Annotated in this window: 17 protein-coding genes; 5 read left to right on the top strand and 12 right to left on the bottom strand. The window is 58.4% G+C overall.

Going from position 1 to position 16,372, the window contains the following annotated elements:
• Positions 1-147: 147 nt before the first annotated feature.
• The gene (locus ACERHN_RS20480) at positions 148-1,023 is read left to right on the top strand and encodes a dioxygenase (RefSeq protein ID WP_415922857.1); all 876 of its coding nucleotides are present in this window, start codon (positions 148-150) and stop codon (positions 1,021-1,023) included.
• A gap of 112 nt (positions 1,024-1,135) precedes the next feature.
• Positions 1,136-2,026: a LysR family transcriptional regulator gene (locus ACERHN_RS20475; protein WP_415922856.1), complete on the top strand. Its 891-nt coding sequence runs from the start codon at positions 1,136-1,138 to the stop codon at positions 2,024-2,026.
• A gap of 64 nt (positions 2,027-2,090) precedes the next feature.
• Here the strand turns inward: ACERHN_RS20475 and ACERHN_RS20470 are convergent, their stop codons facing one another.
• The 12 genes from ACERHN_RS20470 to ACERHN_RS20415 form a co-directional block, all read right to left on the bottom strand.
• Positions 2,091-2,795, bottom strand: a complete 705-nt coding sequence (locus ACERHN_RS20470) for an ABC transporter ATP-binding protein (protein ID WP_415922855.1) — start codon at positions 2,793-2,795, stop codon at positions 2,091-2,093.
• Positions 2,788-3,531 carry an ABC transporter ATP-binding protein gene (locus tag ACERHN_RS20465; RefSeq protein WP_415922854.1) on the bottom strand — a complete coding sequence of 248 codons (744 nt, stop codon included), beginning with the start codon at positions 3,529-3,531 and terminating at the stop codon, positions 2,788-2,790. The genes ACERHN_RS20470 and ACERHN_RS20465 overlap by 8 nt, the downstream gene beginning before the upstream one ends.
• On the bottom strand, positions 3,524-4,528 hold the full coding sequence (locus ACERHN_RS20460) for a branched-chain amino acid ABC transporter permease (protein WP_415922853.1): 1,005 nt from the start codon (positions 4,526-4,528) through the stop codon (positions 3,524-3,526). Before ACERHN_RS20460 ends, ACERHN_RS20465 begins: the two co-directional genes overlap by 8 nt.
• 4 nt (positions 4,529-4,532) lie before the next feature.
• Complete coding sequence (locus ACERHN_RS20455; protein ID WP_415922852.1) at positions 4,533-5,402, bottom strand: branched-chain amino acid ABC transporter permease; 870 nt, start codon at positions 5,400-5,402, stop codon at positions 4,533-4,535.
• Positions 5,403-5,482: 80 nt separating this feature from the next.
• Positions 5,483-6,667: an ABC transporter substrate-binding protein gene (locus tag ACERHN_RS20450; protein WP_415922851.1), complete on the bottom strand. Its 1,185-nt coding sequence runs from the start codon at positions 6,665-6,667 to the stop codon at positions 5,483-5,485.
• Between the two features lie 42 nt (positions 6,668-6,709).
• A complete protein-coding gene (benD, locus tag ACERHN_RS20445) occupies positions 6,710-7,489 on the bottom strand; it encodes a benzoate diol dehydrogenase BenD (protein WP_415922850.1) in 780 nt (259 codons plus the stop codon).
• Positions 7,486-8,508: a benzoate 1,2-dioxygenase electron transfer component BenC gene (gene benC, locus ACERHN_RS20440; RefSeq protein ID WP_415922849.1), complete on the bottom strand. Its 1,023-nt coding sequence runs from the start codon at positions 8,506-8,508 to the stop codon at positions 7,486-7,488. The genes benD and benC overlap by 4 nt, the downstream gene beginning before the upstream one ends.
• A gap of 69 nt (positions 8,509-8,577) precedes the next feature.
• Positions 8,578-9,105 (bottom strand): benzoate 1,2-dioxygenase small subunit, encoded by a 528-nt coding sequence (gene benB, locus ACERHN_RS20435; RefSeq protein WP_415922848.1) that lies wholly within the window; start codon positions 9,103-9,105, stop codon positions 8,578-8,580.
• 13 nt (positions 9,106-9,118) lie between these two features.
• Positions 9,119-10,507 carry a benzoate 1,2-dioxygenase large subunit gene (gene benA / locus ACERHN_RS20430; protein WP_415922847.1) on the bottom strand — a complete coding sequence of 463 codons (1,389 nt, stop codon included), beginning with the start codon at positions 10,505-10,507 and terminating at the stop codon, positions 9,119-9,121.
• A gap of 69 nt (positions 10,508-10,576) precedes the next feature.
• The gene (locus ACERHN_RS20425; RefSeq protein ID WP_415922846.1) at positions 10,577-11,737 is read right to left on the bottom strand and encodes a muconate cycloisomerase family protein; all 1,161 of its coding nucleotides are present in this window, start codon (positions 11,735-11,737) and stop codon (positions 10,577-10,579) included.
• Between the two features lie 646 nt (positions 11,738-12,383).
• On the bottom strand, positions 12,384-12,455 hold the full coding sequence (locus tag ACERHN_RS20420) for a DDE-type integrase/transposase/recombinase (RefSeq protein ID WP_415922877.1): 72 nt from the start codon (positions 12,453-12,455) through the stop codon (positions 12,384-12,386).
• Between the two features lie 3 nt (positions 12,456-12,458).
• A complete protein-coding gene (locus ACERHN_RS20415) occupies positions 12,459-12,686 on the bottom strand; it encodes a hypothetical protein (protein ID WP_415922845.1) in 228 nt (75 codons plus the stop codon).
• A gap of 204 nt (positions 12,687-12,890) precedes the next feature.
• On the opposite strand from ACERHN_RS20415, the gene ACERHN_RS20410 reads away from it, so the two are divergent.
• The 3 genes from ACERHN_RS20410 (at position 12,891) to repB (ending at position 16,222) form a co-directional block, all read left to right on the top strand.
• Positions 12,891-13,796, top strand: a complete 906-nt coding sequence (locus ACERHN_RS20410; RefSeq protein WP_415922876.1) for a recombinase family protein — start codon at positions 12,891-12,893, stop codon at positions 13,794-13,796.
• 225 nt (positions 13,797-14,021) lie between these two features.
• Positions 14,022-15,209, top strand: a complete 1,188-nt coding sequence (repA, locus tag ACERHN_RS20405; RefSeq protein WP_415922844.1) for a plasmid partitioning protein RepA — start codon at positions 14,022-14,024, stop codon at positions 15,207-15,209.
• Positions 15,206-16,222, top strand: coding sequence for a plasmid partitioning protein RepB (repB, locus tag ACERHN_RS20400; RefSeq protein ID WP_415922843.1), 1,017 nt, complete (start codon positions 15,206-15,208; stop codon positions 16,220-16,222). The genes repA and repB overlap by 4 nt, the downstream gene beginning before the upstream one ends.
• The last annotated feature ends 150 nt before the right edge of the window (positions 16,223-16,372 follow it).

The following is a 16,372-nucleotide window of genomic DNA, read 5'->3' as shown; positions in this document are numbered from 1 at the left end:
GAGACTTGGTATCATCCGATACCTATTTGGGCATTGGGTCCACAGACTTTTCAGTAGATCGATAGAAATAGATAGGTCGTCGAATTGTCGCCAGACGTCATGGCCTCAGAGAATTGCACAATATCGCTCAGGAGGAGGTAAGAGCCAATGGGCATCGTAAATGAGGAAAATATCACAGACGTTGTCGTCGAAAGCCTCGGGCAGCACGGCGAAGTGACTGACCGTCAGCGGCAGATCATGACGTCGCTGATCAAGCATCTGCATGGCTTCGTGAAGGACGTGAAATTGCAGCACGATGAGTTTCTTGCGGCATGCGACTACCTCGCTCGGGCAGGCAAGCTCAGCAATGACAACCGTCAGGAATTCATTCTGCTGGCTGATATTCTGGGCGTCGAAGTCCTGGTCGACATGATGACAAACCCGATCGAAGGCGGCGAAAGCGAGTCGACGGTTCTCGGCCCCTTCTACCGTGAGAACCCGCCGGTCCTGCCCAAGGGCGGGTCTACAATCCAGAAACATTTCGACAACGAAGAAACCGCCTATTTCGAAGGCTACATCCGCGATGAAGAGGGCAACGGTATTGCTGGCGTCACGATGGATGTCTGGGAAGACGCCCCCAACGGCGTTTACGAGAACCTCGACCCCAACCAGCCCGAGTACAACCTACGTGGTCGCTTTGAGACGGACGAAAACGGGCATTACGCTTTCGTCGCCGTTCGTCCGGTCCCCTACCCGATCCCAGAGGATGAAACCGCAGGCGAACTGCTTCACTTCATGGGCCACCACCCGAACCGGCCCGGCCACATGCATTTCATCATTTCGAAGGACGGATACCGCCCGCTCATCAGCCAGATCTACGATGCAGATAGCGAATGGCTTGAGAACGACAGCGTCTTCGCTGTGAAGGAAAGCCTCATCGGCAAATTCAAGCCTGCCACGAAAGAGATGGGCACGGATCTGCATTTTGAGTTCGACTTCGTGCTCAAAACCGCGTCCGCGAATGATGCGATTGCGGCAGAATAAGGATCGTCCTCCCCGATCCCTACCTCTGGTTGCAGAGGTCAAAAGGCCCCCGCGGATAACGGGGGCTTTTTTCTTTTCCGCCCGCGGGTATATCCTGACCCAGGAAGCATCGATGAACACGAAACAACTGACATATTTCATTGCCGTCGCCGAAGAATTGCACTTCGGTCGAGCGGCTGAGCGGCTGGACATGGCGCAACCTCCACTAAGTAGGCATATCAAGCAGCTTGAACAGGAACTCGGCGCGGTGCTTTTTAACAGAGGCAGGAGCGCCACCACCCTGACGCAGGCTGGTGAACGGTTGTTGGAACGCGGGCGCTCTATCCTGACCCAGATCGAAGATACACGCCTTGAAATCCGGCGGCTCGGACAAGGGGCCGAGGGACGTCTACGGATTGGCTTTGTCGGATCGGCGACATTCGGAATCTTGCCCAACATCGTCAAATCCTATCGTGCGACATATCCAGATGTTAACCTCTCGCTGTTGCCGATGAACAATGCCCAGCTCCACCGGGCTCTGGTTTCGAGGGAAATTGATGTCGCCTTCGCGCGGCCGGCCCTCAAAGATCCCGAATTTCTGACAAAGGAACTGCATGAGGAAAAACTTGTTCTCGCCCTTCCCGATACACTCGACAGCGGTTCGCGGACAAACGCGAAACTCGAACGGCTAGAGACCCATCACCTCGTTCTCTATCCGGAGCGACCACGGCCAAGCTATGCCGATCTTGTGCTCAATGCATGTGAAGCGGCTGGCTTCGACGTCCCCTTGCGCCTCTGGTGCATGGACCTGCAGACAGCGATGAGTCTTGTGGCGATCGGCGAGGGCGTGTGCATCGTTCCAGAATCGGTGTCTTCAGCGCCAAGAAAAGGCACGAAGTTCCTGAACATTGAGCCGGAAATCGCCCGGACCTCGCTCTCGGTAAACTACCGGCTTGACGACCAGAGCGTTCATGTGCGCAGCTTCGTCACACTCGCTCAGAAAGTCGCCCGGCGCATTCTTTGACCCAGCACCGGCCAGGCTGCCGCCCCTAGGCCGACAAACGGCCCTGAGGGCATTGTCTTTGCGATTAAACGCCAAGCCATTGGTGCTGGAGGTCTTCCGCAGCCCTGATCTCGTCCGCTGAACCAGTCCAGACGACCTGCCCCTTGCTGACAATGGCGACATCATCGGCAAGCGACGTGGCAAAGCCGAAATTCTGCTCGACCAGCACCATCGACAAACCCGATTTCTTAAGGTCCTGAAGCTTGTCGTGGATCAGCTTCACGATGATCGGTGCAAGACCCTCCGTCGGCTCGTCAAGCAGCAGAAGCCGGGGATTCATCAGCAGAGCGCGCGCAATCGCCAACATCTGCTGCTCACCCCCGGACAGCTCTGCGCCGCCATTTTCCAGACGTTCGCCAAGGCGTGGAAACAGGTCCAGCACGCCCTCAAGCGTCCAATTCGCGTCCCCGCCATCGCCAGCGAAACGCTTTGACGCAATTTCAAGGTTCTCACGGACTGTCAGGGACGGAAAAATATCCCGCGTCTCCGGCACATAGGCAATTCCGGCTTTTGCAACATCGAACGGACGCGTTGCGATGGGCGCACCATCGAATGAGATCGTCCCCGCACGAAGCGGCAGAAGGCCCATGATGGTCTTCAGCGTGGTCGATTTCCCCGCGCCGTTGCGCCCTAGAACCGCTAGGATCCGCCCCTTTTGTGCGGTCAGGTTCATGCCATACAGCACTTGTGTTTCACCGTAACCGGACTCGATTGCGCTGACCTCAAGCATCTTCCCAGCTCCCAAGATAGATTTCTTTCAGAAGCGATGAGCCCCGTGCCTCCTGAGGATCGCCGTCATAAACAACCTCTCCGTAATTCAGCACGGTGATCGTGTCAGCCACGTCGAAAGCCAGGTCCATGTCATGCTCGATGATCAGCATGGTCAGGTCTCGTGGCAGGTTCTGCAACAACCTGTGGAAGCCCTTTGACATTTCCGGGCCCACACCACTCGTCGGCTCATCCATCAAAAGGACATGCGGTCGCGTTGCTAACGCAACACCGACTTCAAGCTGGCGACGAACGCCATAGCTGACCTCGGACACTTTGGCATGCAGGTAAGGAACAAGTTCCACCTGGTTTGCCACATCTTCCACAATTTCGCGAACCTCGGAGCGCGACATGCTGTCTGTCCACAACTTTGTGCCGTTGCCGGTGTGTACAGCCGCCGCAAGCCCCAAGTTCTCTTCGACAGTAAGGCCGTCGAACAGGGTGTTTTTCTGGTAGCTTCGCGACAAGCCACGGCGGGCGCGTCTGGCAACCGGAAGCGATGTGACATCTTCACCGGCCAGGTGCACCGACCCGCTGTCCGGCGTCAGTTCTCCGACCAGCTGGTTGAAGAGCGTCGTCTTGCCGGCCCCGTTGGGTCCAAGGATAACCCGGCGTTCGCCGCGCTCTAGCTTCAGCGAGACGTCCCGCGTGACGTGAACTGCGCCGAAACTCTTGTCGAGGTTCCGTGTCTCAAGCATCGCTACGTGCCTCCTCGGCTTCGTTTTTGCGGGTTGTATTGGCCCAGGCCCGATCGATCCGGTTGCCAAACCGGTTTTCCAACCAGCCGAACACACCATTTGCACGGCTCATGACGACACCGATCAGAACGATCCCGACGACGATATGCCAGTAGTTGGTGATCTCGCCGACTTCGTGCTTCATAAAGACGAAGAACGCCGCGCCGACCAGCGGGCCGACCAACGTTCCCAACCCGCCAAGAATGACGACGACGAGCGCCTCACCCGAGACCGTCCAATTCAGGAGGTTGGGCGAGATGAAGAGGATGTGCTGCGCCCCGAGTACCCCGGCAACCCCGGCCACGATCCCCGACAGGCCGAAGACATGCGCCTTCACACGCCAGGTGTTTAGGCCAAGCGCTTTCATCCGCTGTTCGTTGTGCATAACGCCAATCAGCGACCGGCCAAGGCCAGATTTCAAGATCCCCGCGGTGAACAGGTAAAGCACGATCAACACTCCAAGGCAAAACAGCGCGAAGGTCCGGCTGTCATTCAGGTCGAGCCCGATGCCGCTCAGGTCGAAACGGTCAATGCCACCGATGCCGTCATCACCTCCGAAGATGGGTGATTCGAATATGTAGGAATACGCCATCTGACCGAAGGCCAGCGTGGCCATGATGAAATAGATGCCGTGGCTGCGGGCACAAATCGCCCCGACCACCCAGGCAGTTCCGGCCGTGATCGCCACCGCGGCCAGCGCCGAGAGCCAAGGATCAAGGCCGACGATGACGTTGAGGGCCACAAAGGCATAGGCACCAACCCCCATCAATGCGCCATGACAAAGCGAAACCATGCCGCCAAAGCCCGCGACAAGATCGAGCGCAAGCACCAGCATGCAGAGGATGAGAATTTCGATCAGGATCTCCAGACCGAAATATCCGGCTGTGAACGCTTGCAGCAATGCCGCCACAGTCAACAGGACGAGCACGGCATAGCGAAGGGGTGTATGGCGAAACATGGCATTAACCCTTTGCAGGAAAGAGCCCGACAGGCTTGATCACCAGGACCGCTGCAAGCAGCGCGTAGATCAGGACCGAGGCAAGTTGAGGAGCGAGGACGGCTCCGAACGTCTGGACGAAGCCGTAAATCAGTGATCCGGCGACGGCGCCCTTGAGCGACCCCAGGCCTCCGATCACGATGACGATGAGGGTCGGGATGAGGATCTGAAGCCCCATACCGGGTGTTACGCTCAGGAGCGGTGCTGCGACCGCCCCCGCAAGCCCGGCAAGGGCGCACCCGACGCAAAATACGATGAAGAACAGGCGTTCGACGTTGATGCCCATACAGGCGGCCATGGCGTCATTGTCGACGCCGGCGCGGATCATGGCACCCACTTGTGTCTTGGCCAGCGTCAGCGCCAGCGCCACAAAGATAACCGCGCCCAGCACGATGATGAACAACCGGTAGCTGGGATAGACGACGCCCATGAACTCAAGGCGGCCCGACAGGAGTTCCGGGGTCCCCATGGCAAGCGCCAGATCCCCCCAGATGATCTTGGTCAGGTCGAGCATCACGAAGATGAGCCCGAACGTCACCAGCACCTGCGCCATAGGCCCGGATTTACGCATCCGTTGGATGAGACCCCCGTAAAGGACAATACCCACCAGCGCGACACCAATCGGGGCAGCGATGATCGCGGCCCAGAACCCGGCCACCGAGGCAACCGACGCGGCGATGTAGGCGCCGAGCGCGTAGAGCGCACCATGCGCAAGGTTAACGAAGTGCATCAACCCAAAGATGACAGTCAGGCCGATCGACAGCAGAAACAGAAGCATAGACAATTGCAGCGCATTGAGCGTTTGCAAGATCCAGAAGCCTAGATCGATGGTCATGAACATGTCCTCAGTTGAAGAGTTTGCGTGCTTATGTGGAATGGGCCGCCCGGCAGCGGACGGCCCATCCTGTCACATCATCAGTTCGACGCAGGCGCCGGCATCTCGCAACCGTTGGCCGAATCCGCCTCTGCAGGCAGAGCCGCAATCACGGTCTGCGTCATACTGCCGTCCTCGCCGGTGACCGTCTCATAGACATAGATCGGCTGAACGAGGTTGTTCGTAGCCGGGTCGATCGAAAGCCCCCCGCGCGGCCCGTCAAAGCTGACCTGACGCAGAGCTTCTGCCAGCGCCTCACGATCGGTGGCACCACTTCGGATGGCTTCGACGATGGCACGTGCAGCGTCATAGCCCTGAACTGCGAATTCGGACGGAATGCGATCGTTCGCCGCCTGGAAGGCAGAAACGAACGCGGCATTTTCCGCGCTGTCGATCGTCGGCACGTAGTGCAGTGCTGTGACGATACCGTCGGCAGATTCGCCCTGTGCGTTGACATAAAGCTGCGACGTCAGGAAACCGGAGCCGTAAAGCGGTAGATCGTCTGCAGCGCCGAAGCTGGCATACTGATTGACGAAGGAGATTGCTTCGCCGCCGGCATAGAAGACGTAAAGTGCGTCAGCACCTGAGGCCTGCGCTTGGGCAATATATGGACCAAAGTCCTGCGTCTGCTGGAACGGCGAATAGTCGCTGCCGACAATGGTCCCACCGGCCTCTGTATATGCCGCCGAGAACGCCTCGATCATTTGCCGACCGGCCGCGTAATCGGGCGCGAGCGTGTAGACCGATTCAATCCCCTGTTCGGCCATCCATGTTCCCATCGGACGATTGACCTGTCCGTTCGAAAACGAGACCCGGGTTATGTAAGGGCTGCAATCGGCGCCGGTGGCCGCATCGTTGCCGGCATTTGCAACAACCAGCGGCACACCTGCCCCATCGACGATATCGCGTACCGCGCCAAGCACACCTGACGACACGACACCTACGATGACATCCACATCGTCCTGCAGAATGAGCTTGCGCGCGCGCTGCAAGCCAACGGCGGGTGTCACCTCGGTATCTTCACGGTGCAGGATGATCTCGACATCAAGATCGCTGCCGAAGGTTTCGAGGCCAAGGTTGAAGCCTGCCTCGATTTCGTTGCCAAGCGCGGCGTATACGCCAGAGAACGGTAGCAGAACGCCAACATCAACATCCTGTGCAATCGCTGCTTGTGCAGAAAGTATGGTTGAAAGCCCTGTCAGAGCTGCCGTCATTGTCTTCTTCATTGGGATCTCCTCCTCGTGTTTAACGGGCTGATGCAGACCGCATCAGCCCAAATCTCCCCCTCCCACCGGCACTGTGACGCCTGTGATGTAGGAAGCGTCGTCCGACGCCAGGAACAGGATGGGACCTGCCTGTTCATCGAGCGTTCCGTAGCGTTTCATGAAAGAGGACTGGATCGTCTGATCGACGATTGTCTGATACCAGTCCTCGCGCTGTTCTTCTGCGGCGTTTGGATTGCGCGGCACGGTGCGCGGCGGTGCGTCGGTCCCGCCGGGCGCTGTGGCCACTACGCGAACGCCGCGATCTGCCACTTCCCAGGCAAGACTTGCGGTGATCGCGTTCACCCCGCCCTTCGCCGCCGCGTAAGGAACACGGTTCAGGCCCCTTGTGGCAATCGACGAAACATTCACAATCACGCCCTTACCAACGGGAAGCATGCGTTCGATTGCAGCGCGGCAGCAATAGAGCGTCGGAAACAAGGAGCGGCGCACCTCGGCGTCGATCTGCTTCGGCTCATAATGCTCGAATGGCTTGGCCCAGATCGTGCCGCCGACATTGTTGACCAGCACGTCAATTCTCCCCCAAAGGTCGATTGCCTTCTGCATGGCCTTATCGCAGCCGGACCATGTCTCCAGATTGGCGCTGAAAGCAATCGCGCGGCCACCGGCGGCAATGATCGCCTCGGCAACCTCCTTGCGGGCCGCAGATCGGTCGACGATTAGGACCAGCGCGCCTTCTGCAGCGGCCCTTTCCGCCACGCGACGCCCAATGCCTTGCGCAGCGCCCGTCACAACGAAAACCTTATCTGAAAAGCGTGCGGTCATGCTGCCTCACGCTCAGCCTCGGTAGGATTGAACTTCTCGTAGTAAAAGTTCTGTGGCTCCACACCGAGGGTGCCAAAGTGGTCTCGCACGGCATCTACCATGGGTGGCGGACCGCATAGGTAAACATCGCACTCCCCACCCTGCAGGTCCTCTGCCTTCAGGTGGTCCGTCACGAAGCCCTTGCGCTCGTGCTCGTCCTCTTCGGCAGCCAGGATCGTGATGACGCTCACCGAACCGATCTTCTCAGCGAGTGCACTCACCCGATCGAGTTCCACTAGGTCAGCAGCACGTGTGACGGCGTAGTAGAGGATGATCTGCTGATCCGTGCCCTGTTCGGCCACTTGTTCGAGCATCGACAGGAACGGGGCCAGCCCCGTTCCGCCAGCCAGCCACAGCTGCGGACGCTCGATCGGCCGCAGGTAAAACGCGCCCATGGGCCCTGTGACAGTTACGGCATCCCCTGACTTTGCTCGCTCACCAAGATAGGTGCTCATCACACCACCGGGCAGGTTACGAATAAGGAACGATGCCTCGCCCGACCCCGCAGCAGATGAAAATGAATATGACCGGTGTTTGTCGGTTCCCGGCACCGAGAGATTTACATATTGCCCCGGCAGAAACGCCAACGGCTTTGACAGTTTCACATTCAGTCCGAACGAGGTCTCGGACAGCCTTTCGACCTTCGCCACCTCAGCATCAATAGATTCGGGCGCGGTCTTGCAGACAGCCGAGGACGCCGGAACCCTTAGGACACAGTCACTCTCCGGGACCATTTGACAGGTGAGGACATACCCCTCTTCCGCCTCCTCGTCCGACATCGACTCGTCCATGTAAAACTCAAGCTCGTATTCGCCTTTTTCTGCGAAACACTTGCAGGTGCCGCAGACACCGTCACGACAGTCCATCGGCAGATTGATTTTCTGCCGGAAGGCGGCATCCGTGACCTTTTCGTCGTCATCGCAATCGATGACTCGGGTCACACCGTCTTCAAAGTTCAGAGCGATACTGTATGTGGTCATTTAATCCTCCCGGCCCTGCACACCCCGTGGCGGGATGCGCAACAAGTGTGATAAGTGGCGTCGCGGTCATCAAACGTGGTAGACGTCGATCACATGGTGGATCCGGTCATTCTTCAGGATCACCTTCTTGTCGGCGATCAACGGCTTCGAACCACTGGTGTCGATTGTGTAGAACGACGTGCCCCAGTGCTGATCGGTGTTGCCGTACCGATAGGTCATAGTCAGCCAGTTAAAGCGAAGCTTGATCTGGGATCCTTCTGAGCTGAGCACCTCAATGTTAGAGATGTTGTGCGATGTCCTAGGCTCGGGCAGCGACGTCGCCGACGACCGATCCGTCTTGATCCGGAACACGCGATCCTCAATGCCGGCCCGATCAGGGTAGTACATCAACGAGATCTCGTTATGGGGATCCTGGGTCAGCTCGTCGTAGTCGTCCCACGCGGGCATCCAGAACGGACAATCCTTGTGGTAGAACCCCAACCAGGTGTCCCATTCGCGGTCGTCCAGAGCACGTGCCTCGGCGAAGAGAAAGGCCTCAATTTCCTCGAAGCTCATGGAAGCGTCCTGATTGACGCGTTCAAGCGTTGCGATACTCATCCTTTCCTCCTCCTTATTCGGCTGCGATTTGCGTGTCGTCCGCAGTCTCGCGTTCCTTGGCGATGGCCTCTGCCATCCGTTCGGTCCACTGCCGGTGCTGGATGACGAACAGGCCTTCGTCCTCGGTGCGGGCACCGGTCATGATCGGATTTATACCGAGCGCCTTGGCATCATCGTCCGGACCTTCGATCCAGTGGGTGGCACCACGGGTCAGGTCGTTCCATTTCGCATGGCTGGCACCGGCATAGCCGCGCTGCGTTGCCCGGAATTCTTCCGTGTCATCAGGTGTCGCCATCCCAGAGGCATTGAAAAAGTCTTCATACTGACGAATGCGGTGCGACCGGGCTTCCTGGCTTTCGCCCTTCGGCGCAAAACAGTAGATCGTGACCTCTGTCTTGTCGGGGCTGATCGGCCGGAACACGCGAATCTGAGAGCTGAACTGGTCCATGAGGAACACGTTCGGATAAAGGCAGAGGTTGCGCAGCACGCCCACCATCCAATCGGCTTTCGTCTTGCCGAAACGGTCCGTCCACTCTTCGTGGCGATCGTAGTTGGGCCGGTTGGTTGGGTCGGCCCATTCGGTCCAGAGCAAGAGGTGCCCGTTTTCGTAGGAATGGAAGCCGCCACGCTGCTTGGCCCATTTGGACGCGTCTGTCGCCTTTACTTTGTCTTCCTTGCCGTCCTCGGTCCGGTTCTTAACCGTGGCGACATAATTCCAGTGCACCGACGAGACGTGATAGCCGTCGGCCCCGTTCTCGGCCTGCAGCTTCCAGTTGCCGTCGAACGTGTAGGTCGATGCGCCGCGCAGGACCTCGATCCCGTCATCGGCCTGGTCGACGATCATGTCGATCAGATGCTTGGCCTCACCAAGGTAGTCCTCAAGGGACTGCACGTCGGCGTTAAGTGACCCGAACAGGAACCCCCGGTAGCTTTCGAAACGGGCAACACGGGTCAAATCGTGACTGCCGTCCTTGTTAAACTCTTCCGGATACCCCGCGCCCTTGGCGTCCTTCACCTTCAACAGCTTACCTGTATTGGAGAATGTCCAACCGTGGAATGGACAAGTGAAGGTCTTCTGATTGCGACGCTTGAAGCGGCACAACATCGCGCCGCGATGCGAGCAAGCATTTACGAGCGCATGCAACTCACCGTCCTTGTCGCGAGTGATTACGACAGGTGTGCGGCCCATGAACAGGGTGAAGTAATCGCCGGGCTCCGGGATCTGGCTCTCGTGGGCCATGTACATCCAGTTGCCTTCGAAGATGTGTTTCATTTCAAGCTCGAACAGTTCCTCGTCGGTGAACATGTCCCGACGGGCGCGGAAGATGCCTTTCTCCGGTTCGTCCTGAACGATGCCGTCCAAACGGCTTTCGAGTTCGTCGAGGTTGCTTTGCGTGAACATTGTAGTTCCTCCTCTTTGTTTCATTCTCCGGTGCCAGGGCACGGCTGGGCGTAGCCCAAACCGTGCACGTCATTCACCGGCGACAGCTTTGATGGTTAGACCGCTTTCGCGGCGATAGAATTTGAGTTTGTCCGCGTCCAGTTCAGCGCCTATCCCTGGACCACGCGGAACATCGACGCAGAAGTCTTGATATGTGATTGGCTCCGTGAGGATTTCTTCAGTCAGCAGGAGCGGGCCAAAGAATTCGGTCCCCCAGTGAAGCGTCTCCACGGTTGCGAACAACTGAAGGGCTGCGGCTGTGCCAAGCCCGGTCTCAAGCATTGTGCCGCCGTAAAGGCCCAAGCCCGCGGCCTGACCGATCGAAATCACCTCGGAGGCCCGCTTGAGCCCGCCGGACTGCGCCACTTTGACGGCAAACACATCCGCCGCGGCTGCCGACACGACACCCAGCGCATCTTCCGGCCCGTTCAAACTTTCGTCTGCCATCAGAGCGATTTCATAGTCGCGGCACAGCTCTGCGATCGCGTCACGATAGCGGCAGGAAATCGGCTGCTCGACCAGTTCGCATCCAACCTCCTGCAGACCCTTCAAACCCCACCGGGCCTCCGTATGGGTCCAGGCCTGGTTCACATCAACTCGAATGCTAGCCTTGTCGCCCACAGCGTCCTTGATACGGGCCACATGTGCCACATCGTCCTTCACGCTGCGCTTGCCGATCTTGAGCTTGAAGATGTTGTGCCTGCGGGTCTCGATCATCTCAATCGCTTCGGCGACGTCTGTTTCAGAATTGCCTGATGCCAGCGTCCACGCGACTGGAAGACGCTCATGAACAGCGCCACCGAACAGCTGTGCAACGGACACATCCATCCTTTTGCCAAGACCATCCCAGAGGGCGATCTCGACCGCGCACTTGGCGATGCGATTCCCCCGGGCAATTCTGTCCATCAACTGAATGGAACCGTTCACGTCATCGCCGTCCCGGCCAAGGATCGCGGGCGCGAGATATGTATTGATCGCGGAGACGATGCTTTCTGGGCTTTCAGTCCCGTAGGTCAGGCCGCCGATCGTCGTGCCTTCGCCAAAACCCACCGACCCGTCAGAGAACCGGATCGTAACGATAACAGCCGTTTGCACCCGCATCGTCGCCATAGACAATACGTGCCCGCGCACTGTCGGGATATCGACCATCGTCGTTTCGATCTGTTCAATCCGAACCACGGTAAACTCCATCACAAGCTCGTGCAGTGATGCTTTTGATGAAGCTTGAAGGGGTTAAGTGTCTATGACGCTGAGGGTCTCAGGTGATACCGTTCGTTGACGACAAGGGTCCAGCCATTTGGGTCATTGCAATCCGTCAGCTGTTTTGGGCGAAGCCAAATGGCGGCACCTCGGTGCCGTGCATACGCCTTCCTATGGGGACTGTTGAGCTTATCGAATGAAAAAAGTCGCGGGCGCTTTCGTCTCCAGATATCATGCTGTGGCTTGGAACAGACTTTCGATAAACGCGATCTCGCCTTGAACGCCTGATTGTTTGAAATGGATGTGGTCGAGTTTGATGGGCCAGATGGTTTCAATGCCGCTGAGTGTCACTTCGACCGTTCGAAGTGAGCGGGAGCTCTGCCGATATCAAAGCAGCCGCTTCAAGGTAGCGTGATCGCTTTCAATCCGATTGTTGCGCCACTTTCAGTCGATGCGGCAGATCCCGTTAAGATGGGGATCATAGTGGTGTGCGATCTTGCAGATGACTCGGGCGGGCCTGTGTTTTGTTGGTACAGATTGTCACGGGGCGATGCAGGCGGACGCGCGCGATGGCCTTGTTTAAGAGGGCTTTTGCTGTCTACGTATATCGCCGCGCGGTAAGGCGGAAATCGACCACCTATCCGTTCGCATCAACGGCGCGACAAAGGTATCGCCACTTTTCACTGACGCGGACGTAAGTCTCATCCACATTCTAATCAATGCTGGCCCGCCGCAGATAGTTCTCGGTCCGGTTGGTCAATTCGGGGCCGAATTTCTGCAACCACCGAAACACCGTCGAACGGTCAACCGCGACATCGCGCTCGGCCAGCAGATCTCCAACATCCTGATGAAACGGAGGATACCACAGATACCAACGCTCCACACATAGAATGATCTCCTTTGGAAACCGGTGATGTTTGAACGGGGATTTGCGCGGCATGGCGGACCGCAAACCAGAAATCTCGCTGATGACACGCCAGATTAATGCTACATTCCAAGAAACTTTCGGCGGAACCTCTCAGTTCGCGCTCAGCGCAAAGAAACCAAGGGTTTTTGGACCAGCACGAAGAGAGTGCACTTACTTGCATTCGTTTACAAACGGTCGTTTAGTAGCGATATCTCAAATTGCAAACGGCCCGATTTCATGCCCCTGATAGGCTACGCCCGTGTTTCCACAGAGGATCAGACCCCCCTGCCCCAGTCTGAGGCCCTCCAATCTGCGGGTTGCGCCGAAATCTTCGAAGAGCACGCCTCCGGCGGCAATCGCGCGCGTCCGGTGCTTGCCCGCGTGCTGGAACGCGTCCAGAGCGGCGATACGCTGGTCGTCGTTCGGATCGACCGGCTTGCGCGGTCCTTGTCGCATCTTCTTGAAGTGATTGAGCGTCTGGAGGCCAAGGGTGCCTTCTTCCGCTCCCTGCAGGATCCCATCGACACCTCATCCCCGCAAGGCAAGTTCACGCTGCAAGTCCTGGGCGCTGCGGCCGAGTTCGAACGTGCTCTGATCCGCGAGCGCACCAAGGCCGGGCTTGCGTCGGCACGCGCCAAAGGGCGTGTAGGCGGCAACCCGGGTCTTCGCGCCAAAGACCCCGCCGCGCTGCGCAAGGTCCGGCTGGCGCGACAAGACGGCTACATGGAGCGCCTCAACGAGACCGCGCAGGATTGGGTGCCCCATGTGCGCCGCTTGCGGCCGGATATGGCCTGGGAAGACCTGCTGCGGATCATCAATGGCCCCCTGCCCCCAGATCGCCATTGGACACAAAGCCGCCTGCGCCGCGCTGTGAAGGCATATGTGCGCGACGGGTTCCTTTCTGCCGAGGTGCTTGGCCGCGCCGGACGGCGCGAAACCGATGACCGCCTGCCGGCCATCGTCGCAGCGATCAAAGGCGCGGACCCCGAAATCACGCTACAGGCGATCTGCGACCGGCTGGAAGCTATGCGCGAACGCACACCGCGTGGACGGGCCAAATGGCAACCGTCCTCTGTGAAGATGCTGCTGGAGCGGGCTGAACAACTTGCGTTGCTAGAAAATGACAATGCGATGAGCAAGTAGTTGACGTGATTGCCGCTCCGCAGCGGATTCTCATCCGGTACGTTGCCGCATTGTACGCGAAGGCCACAGGCCGAACATACTTGTGTTTCAGCTGCGCTCGCCCACTAGATGTGGAAAAACCTTGCGCGAATCCGACTCTTGCGCCAATAGTCACGGAAACGAGGCAAAAAACGTCAATTTCCGTGAACACGCCAAAGACGCGATGTCTCGGAAGCGAGAGGGCAGATGGATAATACCTTTGTTCATGAGGATCTCAACGCTGTGATCCGCCAGCATTCGGAATGGCTGGCCAACCAGTTGCATTCGCAACGTGAGAGCTTGTTTCCACCCGATGCCGAGAAGACCATGCGCAAATTCACCTCTGGTGAGGCTGCGGCGCTGCTCGGCGTCAACGACTCCTACCTTCGCAAACTCAACCTAGATGGCAAAGGGCCTTCTCCCGAGCTGACCGCCGGCAACCGTCGTCTTTACTCGGCGCAGGATATCCAGGCGCTGCGTGTGCTCCTTGAAAAAACCGCTCGCAAGCCAGGTGATTACGTTCCCGGACGACGAGAAGGTGATCATCTTCAGGTCATCGGCGTGATGAATTTCAAGGGCGGGTCCGGAAAAACAACAACCTCTGCCCATCTCGCCCAACGGCTTGCCCTGCGCGGATATCGTGTGCTGGGCATTGATCTTGACCCACAAGCTTCCTTCACCGCGCTGCACGGCGTGCAGCCGGAATTGGATCTCGAAGATGGCGGAACGCTCTACGATGCGATCCGCTATGAAGACCCGGAGCCAATCCGGCAAGTCATCCGCAAGACCTATATCCCCAATCTCGACCTCATCCCCGGTAATCTCGAACTGATGGAGTTTGAGCACGATACCCCTCGTGCCTTGGCGCAGGGCAATGCCGGGTTGTTCTTCTTCCGCGTGAAGGAAGCGCTGGCTCAGGTGGATGAGGACTACGACGTCGTTGTCATCGACTGCCCACCGCAGCTGGGGTTCCTGACGATGTCCGCACTTTCCGCGGCGACCGGTGTATTGGTGACGATTCACCCCGAAATGCTCGATGTGATGTCCATGTCGCAATTCCTGCGCATGACCGCCGACCTTATGGACGTGATCGCGGAAAGCGGCGCCGACATGTCTCATGACTGGATGCGCTACGTATTGACCCGCTACGAGCCGCAGGACGCGCCGCAGAACCGGATCGTGGCATTCCTGCGAACGATGTACGGGGAAGCCGTTCTGAATTCGCCGATGTTGAAGTCCACTGCAATCTCCGATGCTGGCCTGACCAAGCAGACGCTCTACGAAGTGGAACGCAGTGCGTTCACCCGTTCCACCTATGACCGCGCGATCGAGAGCCTGAACACGCTGAATGACGAGATCGCCGAGCTGATCCAGAAAACCTGGGGGCGCACATGACCAGCGGCAAGAAGAAGCGCATGTCCATGCTGGACAGTCTCGCGGCAGCCGGGGCGCCCTCCCCTGCCCCGCAGGCTAATGCAGTGACACCGATGATGACCTCAAACCGCGCCCTTCGCTCCGCCCGCGACGCGGTAGATGCCCATCACGTCTGGGAACTGGACCCGGCGAGCATCGAGGACGGGCGCATGGCTGACAGGCTCGACCCGGCCGATGTGCTTGACCTGCGCGATGCGATCGAGGCGAACGGTCAGACCGTCCCGATCCTCGTGCGCCGTGCGCCAGGCGATGCCGACCGATACCTCCTAGTCTATGGGCGCAGGCGGCTGGAGGCGATCCGTCAGTCAGACAAGGTCACCAAGGTACGCGCGCTGGTCGCCAACCTAGACGACGACAGCGCCCTACGTGCCCAGATTTCCGAGAACATGGCTCGGCGTGATTTGTCCTTTATTGAAAAGGCCCTGTTCGCGCAGGAACTTGTGTCTTCCGGCTTTGGAAATCAATCTCAGGTTGCAGAAATTCTTACCGTCACGAAGTCTTCCATATCCATGGCGATCGCGATCGTGGACATGGTCGGGCCGGATCTGGTGCGCGCCATCGGTGCCGCGCATGGCATTGGCCGGCCCCGGTGGGAATCCCTTGGTCGGGCCATCGACGAGAATGGTCTGGACCGGGAGGACCTAATCCGGATCGCGAAAGAAGCACACGTTAGGGCCGAGGGCTCCGCGGTTGAGGATAACGCCAGACCCGCCGATGACCCGTCCGTCCAGGCGTTCGAAGCGGTGACCAAGCTCGTGACGAAGGCGGTCAAGCCAGCCAAGCCCCCCTCCCCTGCCCGGCCCTCCAGCGTCCCGTTGAAGATCGGTGGCAAGCGTGGCGGCACGGTGAAACGCACCGCCAAGGGCCTTTCGGTCGAGTTGGTGGGCGGAGATTTCGCCGATTGGTTTGAGACGCAAGTACATGACATGATTGAAGAACTTCACGAGCGTTGGAAGCAGCGTTCGGAAGACTGAGGAAGAGCAGAAACCAACGAAGGAGGCACGAAAAGGCAAAAGAAAAGGTCCCGCAAAGCGACCACTCCACGAGACCCTAACTTGTTTCTAGCACCTTCAAGGTAGTGTCCGGAGCCGTTTTCCGCAAGTCCAAAGTGATTCGCGGACCGG

The organism is Tateyamaria rhodophyticola, assembly GCF_047777875.1.
Taxonomy (GTDB): domain Bacteria; phylum Pseudomonadota; class Alphaproteobacteria; order Rhodobacterales; family Rhodobacteraceae; genus Tateyamaria.
The sequence above is the reverse complement of the archived record's forward strand: the minus strand, read 5'-3'. Positions and strand labels throughout refer to the sequence as shown.